General features: G+C 41.5%; 22 protein-coding genes. 5 read left to right on the forward strand and 17 right to left on the reverse strand.

Annotated features, from left to right (window positions below):
• Positions 1 to 45 precede the first annotated feature (45 nt).
• Positions 46 to 2,832, forward strand: coding sequence for a two-component sensor histidine kinase BarA (gene barA / locus C9J51_RS16160; protein ID WP_045037841.1), 2,787 nt, complete (start codon positions 46 to 48; stop codon positions 2,830 to 2,832).
• 119 nt (positions 2,833 to 2,951) lie between these two features.
• Here barA and acpS read toward each other — a convergent pair whose 3' ends face one another.
• The 11 genes from acpS to rpoE form a co-directional block, all read right to left on the reverse strand.
• Positions 2,952 to 3,332 carry a holo-ACP synthase gene (acpS, locus tag C9J51_RS16165; protein WP_045040225.1) on the reverse strand — a complete coding sequence of 127 codons (381 nt, stop codon included), beginning with the start codon at positions 3,330 to 3,332 and terminating at the stop codon, positions 2,952 to 2,954.
• Positions 3,332 to 4,063: a pyridoxine 5'-phosphate synthase gene (pdxJ, locus tag C9J51_RS16170; protein WP_045040226.1), complete on the reverse strand. Its 732-nt coding sequence runs from the start codon at positions 4,061 to 4,063 to the stop codon at positions 3,332 to 3,334. Before pdxJ ends, acpS begins: the two co-directional genes overlap by 1 nt.
• Positions 4,060 to 4,773, reverse strand: coding sequence for a DNA repair protein RecO (recO, locus tag C9J51_RS16175; RefSeq protein ID WP_181314836.1), 714 nt, complete (start codon positions 4,771 to 4,773; stop codon positions 4,060 to 4,062). Before recO ends, pdxJ begins: the two co-directional genes overlap by 4 nt.
• A 5-nt stretch (positions 4,774 to 4,778) precedes the next feature.
• Positions 4,779 to 5,684 carry a GTPase Era gene (gene era / locus C9J51_RS16180; RefSeq protein ID WP_045037838.1) on the reverse strand — a complete coding sequence of 302 codons (906 nt, stop codon included), beginning with the start codon at positions 5,682 to 5,684 and terminating at the stop codon, positions 4,779 to 4,781.
• On the reverse strand, positions 5,681 to 6,355 hold the full coding sequence (rnc, locus tag C9J51_RS16185; protein ID WP_045037837.1) for a ribonuclease III: 675 nt from the start codon (positions 6,353 to 6,355) through the stop codon (positions 5,681 to 5,683). Before rnc ends, era begins: the two co-directional genes overlap by 4 nt.
• A gap of 15 nt (positions 6,356 to 6,370) precedes the next feature.
• Positions 6,371 to 7,270: a signal peptidase I gene (gene lepB / locus C9J51_RS16190; protein ID WP_107275245.1), complete on the reverse strand. Its 900-nt coding sequence runs from the start codon at positions 7,268 to 7,270 to the stop codon at positions 6,371 to 6,373.
• A gap of 161 nt (positions 7,271 to 7,431) precedes the next feature.
• Positions 7,432 to 9,228 (reverse strand): translation elongation factor 4, encoded by a 1,797-nt coding sequence (gene lepA, locus C9J51_RS16195; protein ID WP_045037835.1) that lies wholly within the window; start codon positions 9,226 to 9,228, stop codon positions 7,432 to 7,434.
• Between the two features lie 75 nt (positions 9,229 to 9,303).
• On the reverse strand, positions 9,304 to 9,801 hold the full coding sequence (locus C9J51_RS16200) for a SoxR reducing system RseC family protein (RefSeq protein WP_045037834.1): 498 nt from the start codon (positions 9,799 to 9,801) through the stop codon (positions 9,304 to 9,306).
• A 2-nt stretch (positions 9,802 to 9,803) separates the two neighbouring features.
• A complete protein-coding gene (rseB, locus tag C9J51_RS16205; RefSeq protein ID WP_045040227.1) occupies positions 9,804 to 10,790 on the reverse strand; it encodes a sigma-E factor regulatory protein RseB in 987 nt (328 codons plus the stop codon).
• The gene (locus C9J51_RS16210) at positions 10,790 to 11,437 is read right to left on the reverse strand and encodes an RseA family anti-sigma factor (protein ID WP_045040228.1); all 648 of its coding nucleotides are present in this window, start codon (positions 11,435 to 11,437) and stop codon (positions 10,790 to 10,792) included. Before C9J51_RS16210 ends, rseB begins: the two co-directional genes overlap by 1 nt.
• A gap of 26 nt (positions 11,438 to 11,463) precedes the next feature.
• A complete protein-coding gene (gene rpoE, locus C9J51_RS16215) occupies positions 11,464 to 12,042 on the reverse strand; it encodes an RNA polymerase sigma factor RpoE (RefSeq protein WP_045037831.1) in 579 nt (192 codons plus the stop codon).
• Between the two features lie 520 nt (positions 12,043 to 12,562).
• Between rpoE and nadB the strand changes: the two genes are divergently transcribed.
• A complete protein-coding gene (gene nadB, locus C9J51_RS16220; protein WP_045040229.1) occupies positions 12,563 to 14,179 on the forward strand; it encodes an L-aspartate oxidase in 1,617 nt (538 codons plus the stop codon).
• Positions 14,180 to 14,237: 58 nt separating this feature from the next.
• Here the strand turns inward: nadB and C9J51_RS16225 are convergent, their stop codons facing one another.
• Positions 14,238 to 14,672 (reverse strand): protein YgfX, encoded by a 435-nt coding sequence (locus C9J51_RS16225; RefSeq protein WP_164838169.1) that lies wholly within the window; start codon positions 14,670 to 14,672, stop codon positions 14,238 to 14,240.
• A complete protein-coding gene (locus tag C9J51_RS16230) occupies positions 14,641 to 14,901 on the reverse strand; it encodes an FAD assembly factor SdhE (protein ID WP_045040230.1) in 261 nt (86 codons plus the stop codon). Before C9J51_RS16230 ends, C9J51_RS16225 begins: the two co-directional genes overlap by 32 nt.
• Before the next feature lie 251 nt (positions 14,902 to 15,152).
• Here C9J51_RS16230 and ygfZ point away from each other — a divergent pair, with 251 nt between their 5' ends.
• Together ygfZ and C9J51_RS16240 are read left to right on the forward strand one after the other, a co-directional pair.
• Positions 15,153 to 16,133 (forward strand): tRNA-modifying protein YgfZ, encoded by a 981-nt coding sequence (ygfZ, locus tag C9J51_RS16235; RefSeq protein ID WP_045037827.1) that lies wholly within the window; start codon positions 15,153 to 15,155, stop codon positions 16,131 to 16,133.
• Between the two features lie 78 nt (positions 16,134 to 16,211).
• The gene (locus tag C9J51_RS16240) at positions 16,212 to 17,174 is read left to right on the forward strand and encodes a LysR family transcriptional regulator (RefSeq protein WP_045040231.1); all 963 of its coding nucleotides are present in this window, start codon (positions 16,212 to 16,214) and stop codon (positions 17,172 to 17,174) included.
• A 63-nt stretch (positions 17,175 to 17,237) separates the two neighbouring features.
• Here the strand turns inward: C9J51_RS16240 and nqrM are convergent, their stop codons facing one another.
• From nqrM to C9J51_RS16255, 3 genes are read right to left on the reverse strand one after another with little or no spacing between them, the layout of a single operon-like run.
• Positions 17,238 to 17,441: a (Na+)-NQR maturation NqrM gene (gene nqrM, locus C9J51_RS16245; protein ID WP_045037826.1), complete on the reverse strand. Its 204-nt coding sequence runs from the start codon at positions 17,439 to 17,441 to the stop codon at positions 17,238 to 17,240.
• Positions 17,438 to 17,908, reverse strand: coding sequence for a NifB/NifX family molybdenum-iron cluster-binding protein (locus C9J51_RS16250; RefSeq protein ID WP_045040232.1), 471 nt, complete (start codon positions 17,906 to 17,908; stop codon positions 17,438 to 17,440). The genes nqrM and C9J51_RS16250 overlap by 4 nt, the downstream gene beginning before the upstream one ends.
• A gap of 3 nt (positions 17,909 to 17,911) precedes the next feature.
• Entirely contained in the window at positions 17,912 to 18,211 is a 300-nt protein-coding gene (locus C9J51_RS16255; protein WP_045037824.1) for a DUF134 domain-containing protein, read from the reverse strand.
• A 489-nt stretch (positions 18,212 to 18,700) separates the two neighbouring features.
• Between C9J51_RS16255 and C9J51_RS16260 the strand changes: the two genes are divergently transcribed.
• Positions 18,701 to 18,904, forward strand: a complete 204-nt coding sequence (locus tag C9J51_RS16260; RefSeq protein ID WP_045040233.1) for a DUF1107 domain-containing protein — start codon at positions 18,701 to 18,703, stop codon at positions 18,902 to 18,904.
• Between the two features lie 71 nt (positions 18,905 to 18,975).
• On the opposite strand, the gene gcvH is transcribed toward C9J51_RS16260, so the two are convergent.
• Entirely contained in the window at positions 18,976 to 19,368 is a 393-nt protein-coding gene (gene gcvH / locus C9J51_RS16265; RefSeq protein WP_045037822.1) for a glycine cleavage system protein GcvH, read from the reverse strand.
• Positions 19,369 to 19,379 lie beyond the last annotated feature (11 nt).

Consider the following 19,379-nt stretch of genomic DNA (forward strand, 5'->3'; position numbering starts at 1 on the left):
GTGCTAATTCTCCCACAGAATCGCTTGCTTGTAATTAAGAGAACCATGACCAAATATGGACTTCGTGCCAGGGTCTTTACCCTGACATTAGCACCAACACTGATAATCGGCCTGTTATTGAGCGCTTTTTTTACAATGAGTCGCTATCAAGATCTCGAACATCAATTAATTTCGACAGGCACCAGCATCATTGAGCCGTTAGCGATTTCGGCTGAATACGGTATGACCGAAAAAAATCGGGAGGCTATTCGACGCCTGATCGGTTACACCCACCGTAAACATTCCGATATTATTCGAAGCATTGCTGTTTTTACGGATCACAATAAAATTTTTGCGACCTCTAACTTTCACCGTAATTTTGCTTCTTTTATGTATCCAGACGACAAGCCCATTCCACGCTTACTTGATACTCAGCTCAATGATAATACCCTTATTTTACGCACCCCTATTTTAACTGAAGGCCAATTTGGTTCGAACACCAGTGCCAGCTCATTAGGAAAACCATTGGGGTATATTGCAATAGAACTCGATCTTAGTTCATTACGATTACAACAATACCAAGAAGTGTTTACCGCTCTAATGGTATTACTGCTTGGCCTTAGCCTATCGTCATTGTTTGCTTATCGATTAATGCAAGATGTCACTCGGCCTATTTCACATATGATCAGTGTTGTTGATAGAATTCGACGAGGTCATCTGGATGTTCGAATCGAAGGCCAATTATTAGGCGAACTTGATACCCTTAAAAACGGTATTAATGCGATGGCGATTTCACTGTCTGAATATCATATTGAAATGCAGCAAAGTATTGATCAGGCCACTTCTGATTTACGTGAAACATTAGAACAACTTGAAATTCAAAACGTTGAGTTAGACATAGCCAAAAAACGGGCTCAAGAGGCCGCGCGAGTTAAATCTGAATTCTTAGCCAACATGTCACACGAATTACGTACCCCACTCAATGGTGTGATTGGCTTTACTCGTCAAATGCTCAAAACCAAGCTCAATACCAACCAGCAAGATTATCTACTGACAATTGAAAATTCAGCCAATAACCTACTGACGATCATCAACGACATTTTGGACTTCTCAAAACTAGAAGCAGGTAAATTATTACTGGAAAATATTCCGTTTGATTTCACCGATGCCCTTGATGATGTGATGCGGCTACTTGCCCCAAGTGCGCATGAAAAAGGTTTAGAATTAACCCTCAAAATTGATACCCGTATACCGCCAGGCTTAATTGGTGATCCACTGCGTATACAACAAGTGGTGACTAACTTAATCGGTAATGCGGTTAAGTTTACCGAAACTGGCAATATTGATGTCTCTATAGAACTCAAATCTGAGCATGACAATAATATTGAATTGCAATTTATGGTGCGCGATACCGGTATCGGTATTTCAGAGCGTCAACAAGCACAATTATTCCAAGCCTTTAGCCAAGCCGATGCCAGTATCTCACGTCGTTATGGTGGTACCGGACTAGGACTTGTGATCACTCAGAAACTGGTCAGCCAAATGGGAGGACAGGTCAGTCTAAGCAGTCGCCTCCATCAAGGTTCAACCTTCTGGTTCAGTATTCGCATGCATAAAACGGATCTACCTGTATCACAACTGATAGATACCTCATCATTAATGGGCAAGAAATTACTGTTAATTGAACCTAATATGCAAGCCGCTTCGGTGGTGCAGCAACGGTTAATTAATGCGGGGGTACATGTCACTTACCGCTCAACGATGCCTGATGATATCGAACACCATGATTTTGCTTTACTGTGTTTATCGCCGTGTGAACAACCACCGACAGCAGTACTGTTTAACCATGTCTTTAAAGCGGAACAAATTGCCGATAAAGTTCTGGTTTGCTTACCAACAACTGAACTAGCATTGTCTGAAAAACTGACCAATACCGGGGTTGAAATCTGTCTTGGTAAGCCGATTGCATCACGTAAATTATTTGAAGCGTTGTGTGATAATAATGATGACAATAATGAACCAGAGCTGCCTGCATTAACGGCACCAGCAGAACCCGTTCAAGCGCTAACAGTAATGGCTGTTGATGATAATCCGGCCAACTTAAAGTTAATTTCCGCCCTATTAGGCGAGCGCGTTGAAACAGTGATCACCGCCACTGGTGGTAAAAAAGCCGTCGAATATGCCCACCAAAAAGCCTTTGATCTGATCTTTATGGACATTCAAATGCCAGAAATGGATGGGGTTACTGCCTGCCAAGAAATACACAAAACGAATCTTAATCATAATACGCCAATTATTGCCGTTACCGCCCATGCAATGGCTGGCGAACGCGAGCGATTAATCAATGCAGGAATGGATGATTACCTCACCAAACCCATTGAAGAGCATATTCTGCAACAAATATTAGCAAAGTGGATCACGCCAACTGATCATCATGGTGGCGGATATATTCCAGCACAATACACAACAATCAACATTGTTGAACCACAGCAAGATCCATCAACAACCATTGATAATAGTATTAATTTTGATTGGTCATTAGCACTTAAACAAGCGGCAGGTAAAGAAGATTTAGCCCGTGATATGCTACAAATGTTATTAGATTACATGCCTGAAGTAGAACTGCTAGTCAATGAAGCGCTGGATGGAAAACAAGTCGAGTTGTGGCCGTCAATTCACAAACTTCATGGTAGCTGTGCTTATAGCGGTGTTCCACGTCTAAAATACCTTTGCCATACCATTGAAACCGAATTAAAAGCCGATGCGGTAATGGCCGATATTGAACCAGAGTTATTAGAACTTATCGATGAAATGGATCATGTTGTTAAAGCCTCAAAACAATATCGACGTTAATGCTAAGTGTATTTAATCGTATGATATTGCCATAAAACAATGGTCACAAAAAAGCGCCAGCTGATAAGGCTCGCGCTTTTTTATCATCCCATCATCACGATAAGATTAATGTTTAATATTTAATGTTCAATGATCACAGTTGCGACTGCATAACGACGTTCATCGGCAATAGTCAGGTGCACGTGTTGGCCGCCCATTGCGGTCAATAATACCAATGCTTGCCCAGTAAAAGTCAGTAACGGCTTACCACGCTCATCATTGGTAACGCTAAAATCTTGAAAAGACACCCCGCAAGCAATCCCTGTTCCTAACGCTTTTGAGGCGGCTTCTTTAACCGCAAACCGTTTGGCAACAAACCGAGCGCGTAACTTTAGCCGATAGTATTGTTCAAGTTCAGAGGCTGATAACACTCGCTCGGCAAAGCCATCTCCCGTTCGAGTGAGTACCTTTTCAATCCGCTCAATTTCAACGATATCAGTCCCTAAACCTAAAATAGCCATTAGCGACGCGCTTCCTGCATCAATAAACGCATATCAGTGACTGCTTTTTCAAGGCCATCAAACATCGCCCGTCCCATAATGGAATGGCCGATATTAAGCTCATATAGCTCAGGTAATGCGGCAATAGCTTTAACGTTATGGTAGGTTAAACCGTGTCCAGCATTAACGTTAATCCCCAGACTTGCAGCATAGGTTGCTGCCACTGCTATTTTTTCAAGTTCTGCTGCTTGGATTTCTTCCGTTGCCGCATCAGCATAATGACCCGTATGCAATTCAATAAATGGTGCACCCGTTGCAAGTGCGGCATCAATCTGGCGCTTATCGGCATCAATAAACAGTGACACTTTAATTCCAGCCGCCGCTAATTTCGTCGTAGCAGCAGTGATTTTCTCACATTGCCCTGCCACATCTAAGCCGCCTTCAGTGGTTAACTCTTCACGCTTTTCAGGCACTAAGCACACATATTCTGGTTGTGTCTCTAACGCAATCGCCACCATTTCATCAGTGACTGCCATTTCTAAGTTCATCCGTGTTTGCAATGTTTCTCGTAAAATTCGAACATCACGATCTTTAATATGGCGACGATCTTCACGCAAATGTACGGTAATACCATCAGCACCAGCACGCTCTGCCACTTCTGCGGCATGCACTGGATCGGGGTAACGCGTACCACGGGCATTACGTAACGTTGCAATATGATCGATATTAATACCCAGTAGAATGTTGTTCATTTTCTGATACTCCTTGTTCGAGGGAGAAACAATTCCCGACTTTTTAATGGCTTTGAGCCAAGATACGGCTTTAAGGCCATCCTTGTAAAGCGTTTCGCCGCACGAAGTTGTTCAGGAGTTTCAAAGCATCTCGCTGCAATCGCTTTTAATTCATCACCTCGAAAAGTCAGTTGGGTTATTTTCATTGAGGCAATAAAACCACGCTGTTCGCGATAGTTATAGGTCATGCGATCATCCACCGCTAATCCACTGCCTGCGCAATGCAAAAAATCGATACCGTAACCAAGATGATGTAATAAGGCGAGTTCAAAACGACGCAATGCTGGCTCTGGATTATCCGCTTGTGCAAGCTCTCGTAACACATTCAAATAATCAAGAAACAACACCGGATAAGGGGTGTGATTTTCTAATACTCGCGCAAGGACTTCATTAACGTACATCGCGGAATATAAAATATAACTGCGCAGTGGCAAGCCGATACTGATAGGTTCAGCATGGGTGAGAACAGGCATACTCCCTTTACCACTCCACTTCATAAACAATGGCGTGAAAGGTTGTAATGTGCCTTTAAGATTAGAACGCTTACGACGCGCCCCTTTTGCTAATAGGGTAAGACGGCCATAATCCTCGCTAAACACATCGAGGATCAGGCTCGTCTCACTATAATGACGATAATGAAGGACAAAACAACGCTGTAAGCCCTCCATTATTTTCCTTATAGATCGTCAATGTAACCTAAGCTGCGCAATGCACGTTCGTCATCTGCCCAACCTGATTTCACTTTAACCCAAAGTTCTAGATACACTTTACGTTCAAATAATTTTTCCATATCTAAACGGGCTTCACGGCCAATCACTTTGATCTTATCGCCGCCTTTACCGATCACCATTTTCTTCTGGCCATTACGCTCAACCAGAATCAAACCATTGATATCAAAACCATTAGTTTGAGGATTGAAATCAAAACGCTCAATTTCAACCGTAACAGAATAAGGTAATTCTTCACCCGTAAAGCGCATTAGTTTTTCACGAATAATTTCTGACGCCATAAAGCGTTGAGAACGATCCGTTACATACTCTTCAGGGAAATAGTAAACACTTTCAGGTAAATGTTGACGTACAATTTTTTCAACCGTGTCTATATTGGTCCCTTTCTTTGCCGAAATAGGCACAACATCAACAAACGGCATTTTTTCAGCTAATGCCTCAAGATGAGGAAATAGCTCGTGTTTTTCTTTAATATTGTCGACTTTGTTGATCAATAGTACTGTCGGTAGCCCATTTTTTATAAGCTTATTCAGTACCATCTCATCATCGGCAGTCCACATCGTGCCATCAACAAGAAATAACACCAATTCAACATCGGTTAATGAACTGCTAGCAGCACGGTTCATTAAGCGGTTAATTACGCGCTTTTCTTCAATGTGCAAACCTGGAGTATCAATATAAACAGCTTGATATCCATCACGAGTGTCAACACCCATGATACGGTGACGTGTCGTTTGCGGTTTACGTGAAGTGATAGACAGTTTTTGTCCCACTAAACGGTTAAGCAAGGTTGATTTTCCGACGTTCGGTCGACCAACGATGGCAATAAAGCCACAATGTTGTTTATCTGTCATGATTCCAACTGATTAAGTGCAATTTCTGCTGCTGCCTGCTCTGCCTTGCGCCGGCTGCCGCCTTTACCGATTACAGGTTCATCCAAACCTGTGACATCACACTGTACAGTGAACTCTTGGTTATGAGCTTCACCTTGTACCTTAGTTACAGTATATGCAGGTAATGGTAAACGGCGACCCTGAAGGCATTCTTGCAGGCGTGTTTTTGGATCTTTTTGGTTGATGCCAGGTTCAATTGTATCAAGACGTGATTTATACCAAGCCAATACGACTTGACGCACTGTCTCAACATCACTATCTAGATAAACCGCGCCAATGATTGCTTCAACACAGTCAGCCAGAATAGAATCACGACGGAAACCGCCACTTTTCAATTCACCTGGACCTAATAGTAAGTAGTCGCCTAGTTCGAACTCACGTCCTAACTCTGCCAATGTCTTACCACGGACTAGTGTTGCACGCATTCGGCTCATATCACCTTCATCCACAAAAGGAAAACGGTGATATAAGTCATCAGCAACAACAAAACTTAAAATAGAATCGCCTAAAAATTCTAGGCGCTCATTGTGGGTGCCATTAGCACTGCGGTGTGTCAGTGCTAATGTCATCAACTCAGAGCTATTAAATTGGTAGCCTAGCTTACGCTGCAGCCTATTCGCTGGAGTTGTCATTTTCTCTCGATTATTTTATTTAATGCTACCGATACGATTAAAACGTACGCCGGTAGGGATCCAAGATGGAAGAAAACTATCAGGCTTGCGATCAAAATCAAAGCTCATCCAAATAGCAACTGCCTTGCCGACTAAATTCGCTTCTGGTACAAAACCCCAGTAACGACTGTCAGCACTATTGTCACGGTTGTCACCCATAACAAAATATTCACCTTTTGGTACAATCCACTCACCGATCCCTGGACGCGGTACATAAGCCATGCGGTTATCTCGTCGCGATGGATTGATCAGAATATGATGATTTATATCACCAAGGTGTTCGTTATACTCAATGAGATGCGTCATACCTTGAGTAAAATCACTTTCTTGCATGTCTGTTAATTTAACAGGTTTACAGACAGAAGTGCCTTGTGGCTGAATACATAATTTTTTATCAACGCTATAACGGATCAAATCACCTGGCAAACCAACAACACGTTTAATGTAATCAATTGTAGGGTTTGGTGGATAACGGAAGACAATCACATCACCACGTTTAGGCTCACCAGTATTTAAAAATTTATGGTCAAAAACAGGATCTCGAAGACCGTAAGCAAATTTTTGAACAAGAATAAAATCGCCAACATACAAGGTTGGTAGCATTGATTTAGATGGAATTTGAAACGGCTCATAAATAAATGAACGGAAGATCATGATCAATGCAATCACAGGGAACATTGAGCTTGCTGACTCAACCCAACTTGGCTGAGGCGCAACACGTGCAATTATTTCAGCATCAACTTGACTACCGGCTTTTTCAGCGGCGGCTGCAATTTTAAATTGTCGCTTTGGTGCCCATAGAAATTTATCTAGCGCCCAAATAATACCAGTAAAGATCGTCGCTAAGACCAGTATTATTGAAAATGTATTTGCCATGTTATCCCTTAGGTTTAACGCAACTAACGCCAACGGTTAGTTTATTAGGTCTACTTTAAAACGTCTAAGTATCTAAGTATCTAAGTAAAAGAAAGTGCTATTTAACGAATTAAATAAGCACTTTCTAATGATATATCTAGACAATTATAAACAAAGAAAGATTACTTATCTTTGCCTACATGAAGAATCGCTAAGAAAGCTTCTTGTGGTAATTCAACATTACCAATTTGCTTCATGCGTTTCTTACCGTCTTTCTGTTTTTGTAATAGCTTTTTCTTACGGCTAATATCGCCACCATAACATTTTGCGATTACGTTTTTACGCAATTGCTTCACGGTTGAACGTGCAATGATATGAGCGCCAATCGCCGCTTGAATAGCAATATCAAACATTTGACGAGGAATAAATTCTTTCATTTTCTCAACAACATCACGACCACGAGTCTGTGAGTTTTCTTTGTGAGTAATGATTGCTAAGGCGTCAACACGCTCACCATTTAGCAGAATATCAACCCGTACCATGTCTGATTCTTGGTAACGTTGGAAATTATAATCTAGCGATGCATAACCGCGCGACGTTGATTTCAAACGGTCAAAGAAATCCAGTACCACTTCTGACATTGGAATGTCATACGTTAATGCGACTTGATTGCCGTGATAAACCATATCAACCTGCATACCACGCTTTTCAATACATAATGTAATAACATTACCTAGATATTCACTTGGCACTAGAATATTACAGCGAGCAATAGGCTCACCCATAATTTCAATATCATTTACCGCAGGTAATTTTGATGGGCTATCAACATACAACATAGTGCCATCAGTTTTCTTTACTTCATACACTACTGTAGGCGCTGTAGTGATCAAGTTAAGATCGTATTCACGCTCTAGACGCTCTTGAATAATCTCCATGTGGAGCATACCCAAGAAACCACAACGGAAGCCGAAACCTAATGCAGTCGAACTTTCTGGCTCATAAAACAATGACGCATCGTTAAGACTTAATTTACCTAACGCATCACGGAAGTTCTCGTAATCATCAGATGATACTGGGAACAAACCTGCATATACCTGTGGTTTTACTTTTTCAAAGCCAGGTAATGCCGTCTCACAACCGCCTTTAGCTAGCGTTAATGTATCACCAACAGGTGCACCAAGAATGTCTTTAATACCACAAACAACCCAGCCAACTTCACCCGTATTTAATTCAGTGGTATCAACTTGTTTTGGTGTAAAGATACCAAGACGATCAACACCCCAAATTTGACCTGTGGTCATCACTTTAATTTTGTCGTTTTTCTTTATTTTGCCGTTTTTAACACGAACTAAAGAAACAACACCTAAGTAATTATCAAACCATGAGTCAATAATCAGTGCTTGTAGTGGCGCATCAGGATCACCAATAGGTGCTGGAATTGCTTCTACAATTTTTTCTAAAACCTCGTCAACACCAACGCCTGTTTTTGCTGAACAACGCACAGCATCTAAAGCATCAATACCAACGATGTCTTCAATTTCTTCAGCTACACGCTCAGGATCAGCGGCAGGAAGGTCGATTTTATTTAAAATCGGCACCACTTCCAAATCCATTTCCATGGCAGTATAACAGTTAGCGAGAGTCTGAGCTTCTACGCCCTGACCCGCATCGACCACCAGCAATGCACCTTCACAGGCTGCAAGTGAACGCGATACTTCATACGAGAAGTCAACGTGTCCAGGGGTGTCGATAAAGTTTAATTGATAAGTTTCACCATCTTTAGCCGTGTAATCGAGCGTCACGCTCTGGGCTTTGATGGTGATACCGCGTTCGCGTTCAAGATCCATTGAATCTAAAACCTGTGCAGCCATTTCTCGATCAGAAAGGCCGCCACAGACTTGAATTAGACGGTCGGATAAGGTCGACTTGCCATGGTCGATATGTGCGATAATCGAAAAGTTACGAATGTGCTTCATGAATGGCGTGACTGCTCGTGATTAAAATGAATGGGATCTTAAGATCAAGTTGACGGATTCTACCGAATTTAAACGCTAGTCGCTATCTTTCGATGCGGCATTTATTAGCTTATCTGCTGAAATAGGGACCCCTAGTACTCGAATGAGGCTAGGTTTGTAGGCTGAGTCCCCATCAAACCTCTTGGCATAATGCCGTGCAATCATTAATCCTACCGTTGTCGCAACAGCAGCTGACACAATAACACCTAGCTGATTACTGCCGGCTAAATCAATAAAAACATACTGCCCAATTAAACTACCGCCCACTAAAAATAGTAACGGCAACATATAAACTAATAATGCTGAACTGAGCATACTACGCTCAGACAAGCCAATTTCAACCACTTGTCCAAGGGTTATTTTTTTATCTGTTACGATATTTATCTGATGAGAACGTCCTGGCATCGCTTTCGTCACAATACCAGTGCCACAACTATCACTCGAAGCACAATGACCGCAACTGGTTTGTTGCTGACAACTCACGGTTATGTGGCCCGTATCAACAGCGACAACTGTCGCTAATGTTCTCATCATGATTATTTACTCGTTGGGGCAACCTCTGCTTTAGTTTTATCAAAGGTTACATTTTCTGCAATTCGTCGAGCGGTTTCTGGTGGAATATCACCGACAACAGTAATTTCTTTATTACCATTAACTCTGGTAGTCAAAGTACGACGTCCTTGGCGAACTAATTGCCCTCGTCCAACGAAATCATCCACATCAGAAACATAAACAGAAAAACTAAACAAACCGTCACTGTACATTCGGCTTTCAACCGCACGTTCAGTTAATAATAAACGATGGCGATTACCTGCAATTAATGTAAAGCCATTCGGTAACCACTTCACGGTCCACTCAAGTTTTTTCTGTGGCTGTTGTGGCAATTGTACCACAGCTGGCAATTTAACTTGATCTAGCTTACTGAGCATTTCAGCAACTTTAGGATTCACTACAAATGACACCACTCTAAATTGCTCAAGTAGGTCACCGTCACGATCCAATAAATCAGCTCGCATCACTAAATGGGTTGTTTGATCAATCCATAATAAATAAGAATAGCGATTACCATCTTTAGGGGCAATACGAACGACATCACAAGCGACACCCGCTTCACGAGCACGCCCCATTGCAATAAAGTCATAAAAATCAGCAAGTTTATCAATGTTAGCTTTCATTAGAGGTAACACTGGCGCGACCATTTTATTACTTTTAATCGTAAAAGGATCGAGCCCAGGTTCAAAGTAACTAACCTCATCACCCCGTTGAATAACCTCTTGTGGTGGGCCACTGAGGAACAACAAGTGAGCATAACTTTGACCATTCTCTAATGCATGTCGATAACGCAAGGTATCAATGCTATTTTTCTTTACCCAAATGTAAGACATCTCATAACTAAGGTCTCGACTGGCTTTGCCCATTTGATGCAACAAAGCCTCTGTTGAAGGTTTAACCGCTTCAGCAGAGGCTTGTAGTGGCAATAATAGGCTGACCAATGCAAGTGCACCGACCAGTATTTTCTTCATTAATCCGCCACAGAATTATTAGAATGTAATCGTGAATTATCAAGACTGCCATCTTCAGCATTAAAACGAAGTTGCAGCTCATAATCTTGTAACATCGAATTGATTCGACGTCGTTGTTCCATTAACTGTGATTCAGACGGCGTTTGATTATTATCAACCATACTGGTATTTAAACTCACAGGTTCAGCTTTACCTGTAAATGGAATCGTTTGTAGCACCGGGACATCATTGCTGGTTGTCGCCGTTAGATTGCTACCATTGCCATCATATTGTTGAACACCAACAATCACCGCTAATGAAACACATGCCGCCACTGCAACCTGACCAAACTGGGATAGCCAAACGGGTAAGGTCCGTTTCGCTTTAAATGGGGTCGGTTGTTCTTCAGTAATCATTGGCTGAACAACAGCCTCAATATGTGTGATCACAGCACCAGTATGTGCCGGTTCAGCCTCTAACGCTAACGCGACATTACCTGCAATATTCCATTCTTTGCATTGCGGCGCATCACCACGCATAACATCACCAATTAAGTTGAAGTCGTGCCAGCTTTGCTCGCTATTTTTGTCAACAGTCAGCGCATTGATAATGCTCTGATCCAAATCTTCGCCATCAAGCAATGCCGAAATTTTTTCTTTATCAGCCATTTTTTCCACCGTTTGGTGCAACATTATTATTGTTGCATAAGGGGACGAATACGTTTTTCGACCATCTCTCGAGCACGGAATATACGTGAGCGAACTGTACCTACTGGACATCCCATTATTTCAGCGATTTCTTCATAGCTTAGACCATCCAGTTCACGCAATGAGATCGCTGTTTTAAGATCGTCGGGTAATGCTTCAATCGTACTAAAAACAACCCGCCTTAATTCTTCAGACAACATTTGGTTCTCAGGGTTCGAAATTTCTTTAAGTGCACTTCCACTTTCATAATATTCCGCATCTTCGGCATCAACATCAAATGCTGGCGGACGACGTCCCTGAGCGACTAAATAATTTTTTGCAGTATTAACAGCGATACGATAAAGCCATGTATAAAAGGCACTTTCACCACGAAACGTAGGTAAGGCTCGATATGCTTTAATGAACGCTTCTTGAGCAACATCTGGTACATCACCAGAATTGTTTACATAACGAGAAACAAGATTACAAACTTTATTCTGGTACTTAATAACCAGAAGGTTGAACGCTTGCTTATCTCCCCGCTGTACTCGCTCAATTAATACCTGATCAGTTTGCTGCTCGCTCATTCGAGCGTGTACTCCCATGTCTACTGTTCGTAATATTGCATTCATCTCACGATAACTTATACCAACAAAGGGTTAAGTACGTTATTGATGCACAATGGTTTATTTAGATTGTCCTGCCACTATAAGCGTTAGTCTCACCGTAAATAAAACACTGACTTATGAAATATTTATGAACATGAGCACTACGTAAGACCGATGGATAATGGCAAAGTTCCACCGTTAATAAAATAATTTTATATTTTGGTTACGATTACGTTATTACTTGTAACAAAGGCTGACAAAAATAAGATCGTAATAATACCGATCATTTTACCTGAAATAATAACACTGACGAGGATCTGAGGCTGAAAAAATAAAAAATCACACCCCCCTGATATAAGCGATTCTTATCTTTTAACAAAAATACATCCAAATTAGCGTATATCAATCATATTTACGCTACCAAAACGCAAACAAAAATGCGTTTTAATAACAAATTTGATAGCATGAAATGAGATTATCACATGGACATGTAATCACTATGAACCAGCCCCATCAACACGATAGCGACATTTTAGTTATAGGTAGTGGCGCCGCAGGATTATCATTAGCACTTCACTTAGCCCACCTTGGTAAAGTCACCATTTTATGCAAAGGTCCACTCAGTGAAGGCGCAACCTATTACGCTCAAGGAGGTATCGCTGCCGTTTTTGATGAATCCGACAGCATTGCATCTCACGTTGAAGACACCTTAATTGCCGGTGGTCATTTATGTGATCAAGACGTTGTACAATTTATTGCTGAAAACGCCAAGCAATGTGTGCAATGGCTAATTGATGGCGGCGTACCCTTTGATCGTGAAGACTCAGATTCAGATGAACATCCCCGTTATCACCTCACACTTGAAGGTGGTCATAGCCATCGTCGAATTCTTCATGCTGCGGACGCCACCGGAATGGCGATGCAAACCTCGCTTCAAGAACAAGCCAGCAATCACCCTAACATTACTATCCTTGAACGTCATAATGCACTTGATATCATTACTGAGAAAAAGATTAATCCGCAATCAGAAACTAACCGAGCGCTAGGTGCCTATGTGTGGAACCGAGATAAAGAATGTGTTGAAACCTTAGCGGCTAAGTTTGTGGTTTTAGCCACTGGCGGCGCATCAAAAGTGTATCAATACACCTCAAACCCGGATGTATCATCGGGCGATGGTATTGCAATGGCATGGCGCGCAGGCTGCCGCGTTGCTAACCTTGAATTTAATCAATTTCACCCTACGTGTTTATTTCACCCTAAAGCACAAACCTTCTTATTAAGTGAAGCCTTACGCGGTGAAGGTGCTTATTTACGACGTCCTGATGGCAGTCGTTTTATGCTCGATTTTGATGAACGCGCAGAACTCGCGCCACGAGATGTCGTCGCACGCGCTATCGATTATGAAATGAAACGCCTCGGTGCAGATTGCATGTATCTCGATATTAGCCACAAGCCCGCCGATTTTGTTAAAAGTCACTTTCCAATGATCGCTGAAAAACTGCATCACTATGGCATTGATATCACCACCGATATGATCCCAATCGTGCCCGCTGCGCATTATACCTGTGGTGGTGTGATGGTTGATAAATCAGGTAAAACAGACATTGAGGGTTTATATGCTATTGGCGAGGTGAGTTATACCGGCTTACATGGTGCTAACCGCATGGCGTCGAACTCCCTACTTGAATGCGTGGTTTATGCGTGGTCGGCTTCACAGCATATAGAACAACAATTTAATACCATCTTACAACCGCAACAATTACCTTATTGGGATGACAGCCAAGTCACCAACTCTGATGAAGAAGTAGTGATCCAACATAATTGGCATGAATTGCGGTTATTTATGTGGGATTACGTGGGAATAGTTCGCTCGACCAAACGGCTAGAACGCGCGATGCATCGAATTGAATTACTGAAACATGAAATTGATGAGTATTACTGCCATTTCCGTGTTTCAAATAATTTATTGGAATTGCGTAATTTATTGCAAGTTGCAGAGTTAATTGTCCGTTGTGCGATGGCACGTAAAGAGAGCCGTGGACTACATTACACGCTTGATTATCCAGAACTTGATGAACAAGCAACACCAACGATTTTAATGCCAAATAATTATTAACTACTACCGAACAACTGTTTTTAACATCAATACTATGGTGCTAATTTCAATATTAGCATCATGGTTTATCAGCGGAAGGATTCGGTTTTAATAACCCTAAATGGATCATCATTTTTAAGTGTCGATACTGAGTCGCATCACAACCGTCATAGCAAATAATTAACCATTGATTTCTATCATGCGCAACCGACAACACCACCAGCCATCGCGTTACCAGTTTAACAGCGACCATTTCTCCCGCTTGATCATGCCAACGAATATTACCGTCGCTATAGAGCCGTAAAGGACCTTGTTGACCTAAATAATAGTGATAGCTTCGTTGCCATTCAAACAGCAACGCTTCAGCAAAAAAATAACTTAGCGGTAAAAACACAGGCGGGACCATCAATAAGAATAGCACTGCACCAAGGTAAGATAGACTCAGTGCAGTGTTCAGTCGCGGGGATAAGTTAAGCTTTAAATCAACGTAGCTTGCTGTTGTTATGGGCAACAATTTTATCAACCATCATCGCATAAGCCGCATTATCACTGCGACCATGCTGCATCATCCATTTAAATAAATCAGGATCATCACACGTTAGTAGAGAAATAAAATCACGTTGCTGCTGTTCTGATAAATCATCAAAACACTCTTCAAAAAATGGCATCACCAACACGTCTAATTCAAGCATACCACGACGACATGCCCATTTAACGCGGGATTTCTCTTCTGCACCTAACATACATAACCTCTGTTGCGCGCCTAATGGCTCACTGATAATCGAATACTAAGCGTATTTCCGTTACAAATAGAGTAACAGTCAAGCCCCATAACGACCATGCGCTAGCACAAATAATCCCTCAAGATGAGACCTAGCCCACCATAATTACGTCGAACAAAAACATCCAATTAACCCATCGTGTAACCATAGTTAATTATTTTGTTCAGTTGGTATAACATAGCGCAATCATTACAGCATTTGTGGATACCATTATGAACACTTGGTCAACTCAACACACCTTTACCCCGTTCGCGTTAAGCACAACTGATTCGCTACCCGAGTTAGCGATGATCAACCTCAGTGATTGGGGAATGGTGACACTCGTTGGCCCTGACAGTAAGTCTTACTTACAAGGTCAATTAACGTGTGATGTAGTGTCATTAAGCGCCGATAAATCAACCTTTGCCGGTCACTGTGATGCCAAAGGAAAATTACGCACCATTATGCGCGTTTTCCATTATCAAAATGGTTATGGTTTAGTACAACGTCAAAGCGTAATGGCAACCCAATTACCTGAACTTAAAAAATATGCGGTATTTTCTAAAACAGAAATAACCCAAACAACAGCCGTTATTTTAGGTTTAACCGGAACCCAAGCTCAAGCGACCATTGATCATCATTTTGATGGCGATACTAATGTGCGTCATAACGACACGGCCACCGTAGTCAAAGTAGACAACGAACGTTGGTTAGTGATTACAACCGCAGAACATGCCGATACCGTTATTACCACATTGGCAACGAATGCTATCTATACCACCACTGACTTGTGGAATCTCTACGATATTAAAGCCGCTATGCCACGGATTGATAGCATCACTGAACTTGAATTCATTCCTCAAGCAGTAAACTTACAAGCGGTTGATGGTATTAGCTTTAAAAAAGGCTGCTATACCGGCCAAGAAACCGTCGCACGAGCTAAATACCGTGGTATCAATAAACGCGCCATGTATATCGTAACAGGCGCTGCGACATTATGCCCACAAGCGGGTGATGCATTAGAACGCAGTGTTGGTGAAAATTGGCGTAAAGGCGGTACGGTTATTTGTGGCTATCACTACGCAGATGATCACGCTATTGCACTAGTGGTGTTACCTAACGATCTCGACGATGACAGTCAGTTCCGCTTTGCTACTACCCCTGACGCACTTTGGCACAAACTCGATTTACCGTATGATCTTAATGCCGAATAATTTAGGGCATACTGCAACAAAAACCTACGGCATTAATTAAAATGCCGTTCGTTTAATAAAACTGTAAAGGAACAAGCTATGGCTAACCATCACCACTACGATATCAATTGGCGCGGTGTCGATCTTAATTTATTAATTGCCTTTGCTGCACTCATGGAGACTCGAAGTGTCACTAAGGCCGCTAATAAATTAGCCATTGGTCAGTCAGCCATGAGCCATAATCTATCGCGGTTACGCAATCTATTAAACGATCCTCTGTTTGAACGTCATGGTCATCAGATGTTGCCGACTCAAGCCGCGTTAGAACACGCTACCACTGTCGATACAATTTTGTCATTAGTGACCAATGAACTGCTACGACCAAGTACTTTTATTCCCGCTGATTTTTGTGGCACCTTTAAACTAGGTCTAACTGATTATGCTGAGTTGTTATTTGCCCCCGCACTGTATGATGCAATTCATCATCAAGCGCCACAATGCCAACTGAGCTTTTTTAATGTTGATCGCCACAGTTATTACACCGACTTTAATCAACATCGAATAGACGTCGTAATTGGTTCAATGACCGATATGGGTAAAGATATTGAACATCAATATTTATATACCGAAGATCATGTGTGCCTTTATGATCAACGAGCAACGGGGCTTAATGATAACGTCACGCTAGATCAATACAGTCACCATCCACATGCGCTTGTCAGTCCTGATGGTAAACTCACTACCCAAGTTGATACCCAATTACAACGACAAGGATTTGAGCGTCAAGTTGCGGTGGGATCGCATAACTTTCTCACTATTCGACACTTATTAAGCGGCCGCGATTTAATTTGTGTGGTATCACGATTAATGGCACAACTGGATATTTTCAACGATCAATTAACCCAGTGTCCCCCGCCCGTTACCATTGCTGATTTTGATATTCGATTATTATGGCTACATCGCAACAGCAACCACCCTCGCAATCAATGGTTACGCCAAATCGTTGCAAAAACAGTAATAACTCAAGTAGAACAACTTCGAACGGGTCAATTAAGCCAATAAATAAAACAGAGCGCGGCAGAGCGGTTTACTCTGCCAATGACTGTTGTTGCTATACCAATGCAATTACTGCGCGCGGCTATTTGGCTCTTGAATCTGATAAAGTTTATGTTCATCGCAAGGTTCATCACAATTACACTCTTTATCCACGCCAACATTGGCCAACCCGCCACAGCTACCACTGATTGTTTGACGTTTTACAAACCATCCAATCGCCATCGCTAAAATCACGATTAAAAAAATACCTAACGTTAATAAAAATGTGGTCATAATTTTAAGCCGCCAATCTTACCAAGACCATTAATCATCGGAGCTAACATACCCACTTTTACAGCAGTTGGTGTTGATTTCTTAGTTCCACAGCCACAACCACATGCCCCTTTTTCACGCTTACATGCTCGACCTTGCTCGGCTGTCACTAACGCTTCTTTATTAATACCACCCGCTAAAAAAGCCACCAATGATGTTCTTGGCGGTACACGACTCACCTTAAACCCAGCTTGTAATAAACGCGCTAATGAACGTGTTCCTATATTACCAACTACAATTTCATTAACGTTCAGTGCCGCAAGTTGACGTTGTAATATTTTCTTATGTTTACATCCCAACTCGCGACTACCACTATTTTCAAGACAATCCACTCGCTGACCCTGTTGATCATAAATAGCAAATGTTGCCGCTTTACCAAAATGGCCTGCAATCTGATCTCTTGGCGTTAACGCTATCGCTATTAACATACATTATTCCTCTGTGTTTTTAAGTGTCTCGGTTGCCAATTCTAATGCCATTCCCATTACTAACGCTTGCGCAACTTTGTGGCGTCCTCGTGCCACAATATTGCCTAATGTTTGTCGAGAAACACCTAACTGCTGTGCGGCTTCAAGCTGTTGTAAACCCAACATGTCGACTAATCTTAGCGCCTCTAATTCATCACTCGCTAACACAAGTCGAGGTAATTGCTTCATCGGCACCCCATTAGGTTTAAAGCAACTATAAGCAGGGCGGCAACTGATCTTTCTTACAATTTTAGGTCTTGCCATAATGATAATAACCTTATTTAACAGCGCTCATTATTGGCATATGCCAAAAACTCAGTATTGATCTAGGATCATAAATAATGATCTAAGTGGATATTTTAATAAAAAGCATTAAACAGTTATCGACCTAACATTTAAAAAATCAGCATAAAATATCGAAACAAGCATTAACTTATTATTAACTTGATTGCTTATAAATTACCCATAACGTTCGAACGACACTCCTCACGCATCCATTTAACGCTAACATCGTTAAACAGGTAGCGATCATCATGTATCAACCGCTTTTAGAGAGAAAACAACAATAATAACAAACACTAAAAAACCACCATTAACAGGATATTATTCTAGATATATCATTTAAACTTATTTAATTCGCCAATAAATGAAACTTATAGTTAAATTTATGCTAATAATGTCACAGAAGTGTCACTAGAATTAGCGTATACTTAGCGCCGTTAATCGCCAGGATGGTCGGAGTTAAACTGTATTATGCGGATGTTCAAACGCTACTTGCCTAAACTAATCGCCAAGCATGTTAGTCGTATATTTAAAGGAAGAATTTATATTGATGGCCGTGGCGGCTATCATTTTGAGAAAGGGATATTATTGGTGCCATTAAAAGCCCAACAGCATCATTATGATACGGTTAACGAAGTTAACTTAGAAATTAAACGTCTTCGCGAAGTTTACTAAGTCAATATTCTGTATTAAGTAAGTAGTAATAATAAAGCCCACTTCGCTCTGTGGGCTTTAATGTCATAAGACTATTCATCATCAGCAATTGTCGCTAAATAATCCTCAGCATCAAGTAATTCATCTACATCAGCCTCTGTATCAATTCGAATTTGAAATAACCACCCATCACCATAAGGATCGTTATTGACTAATTCAGGCGCAGCATCGAGATCCTCATTAATGGTTATAATCGTCCCCGTACACGGCGCATAAATATCTGATGCTGCTTTTACTGATTCAATAATGGCACATTCTTCCCCGCCATCAATGGCCACCCCACTATCAGGTAAATCAATAAACACCATATCACCCAACAATGCTTGAGCATGATCGCTAATACCTACGGTATAGATTCCATCACCTTCATCACGCAGCCATTCATGGGTATGGGTAAATTTTAATTCTGAGGGCACATAGCTCATTCTCACATCCT

The organism is Photobacterium iliopiscarium (genome assembly GCF_003026395.1).
GTDB classification, from domain to species: Bacteria; Pseudomonadota; Gammaproteobacteria; order Enterobacterales; family Vibrionaceae; genus Photobacterium; species Photobacterium iliopiscarium.

Excerpts from the sequence above, each read along its gene's own strand:
- pdxJ (WP_045040226.1), bottom strand. The coding sequence starts at position 4,063 with ATGAACAACATTCTACTGGGTATTAATATCGATCATATTGCAACGTTA.
- C9J51_RS16250 (WP_045040232.1), bottom strand. The coding sequence starts at position 17,908 with ATGTTAATAGCGATAGCGTTAACGCCAAGAGATCAGATTGCAGGCCAT.
- lepA (WP_045037835.1), bottom strand. The coding sequence starts at position 9,228 with ATGAAGCACATTCGTAACTTTTCGATTATCGCACATATCGACCATGGC.
- C9J51_RS16210 (WP_045040228.1), bottom strand. The coding sequence starts at position 11,437 with ATGGCTGATAAAGAAAAAATTTCGGCATTGCTTGATGGCGAAGATTTG.
- rseB (WP_045040227.1), bottom strand. The coding sequence starts at position 10,790 with ATGAAGAAAATACTGGTCGGTGCACTTGCATTGGTCAGCCTATTATTG.
- acpS (WP_045040225.1), bottom strand. The coding sequence starts at position 3,332 with ATGGCTATTTTAGGTTTAGGGACTGATATCGTTGAAATTGAGCGGATT.
- ygfZ (WP_045037827.1), top strand. The coding sequence starts at position 15,153 with ATGAACACTTGGTCAACTCAACACACCTTTACCCCGTTCGCGTTAAGC.
- C9J51_RS16260 (WP_045040233.1), top strand. The coding sequence starts at position 18,701 with ATGCGGATGTTCAAACGCTACTTGCCTAAACTAATCGCCAAGCATGTT.
- gcvH (WP_045037822.1), bottom strand. The coding sequence starts at position 19,368 with ATGAGCTATGTGCCCTCAGAATTAAAATTTACCCATACCCATGAATGG.
- nqrM (WP_045037826.1), bottom strand. The coding sequence starts at position 17,441 with ATGACCACATTTTTATTAACGTTAGGTATTTTTTTAATCGTGATTTTA.
- lepB (WP_107275245.1), bottom strand. The coding sequence starts at position 7,270 with ATGGCAAATACATTTTCAATAATACTGGTCTTAGCGACGATCTTTACT.
- C9J51_RS16230 (WP_045040230.1), bottom strand. The coding sequence starts at position 14,901 with ATGTTAGGTGCAGAAGAGAAATCCCGCGTTAAATGGGCATGTCGTCGT.
- era (WP_045037838.1), bottom strand. The coding sequence starts at position 5,684 with ATGACAGATAAACAACATTGTGGCTTTATTGCCATCGTTGGTCGACCG.
- nadB (WP_045040229.1), top strand. The coding sequence starts at position 12,563 with ATGAACCAGCCCCATCAACACGATAGCGACATTTTAGTTATAGGTAGT.
- C9J51_RS16200 (WP_045037834.1), bottom strand. The coding sequence starts at position 9,801 with ATGATGAGAACATTAGCGACAGTTGTCGCTGTTGATACGGGCCACATA.
- rnc (WP_045037837.1), bottom strand. The coding sequence starts at position 6,355 with ATGACAACTCCAGCGAATAGGCTGCAGCGTAAGCTAGGCTACCAATTT.
- C9J51_RS16255 (WP_045037824.1), bottom strand. The coding sequence starts at position 18,211 with ATGGCAAGACCTAAAATTGTAAGAAAGATCAGTTGCCGCCCTGCTTAT.
- C9J51_RS16240 (WP_045040231.1), top strand. The coding sequence starts at position 16,212 with ATGGCTAACCATCACCACTACGATATCAATTGGCGCGGTGTCGATCTT.
- barA (WP_045037841.1), top strand. The coding sequence starts at position 46 with ATGACCAAATATGGACTTCGTGCCAGGGTCTTTACCCTGACATTAGCA.
- rpoE (WP_045037831.1), bottom strand. The coding sequence starts at position 12,042 with ATGAGCGAGCAGCAAACTGATCAGGTATTAATTGAGCGAGTACAGCGG.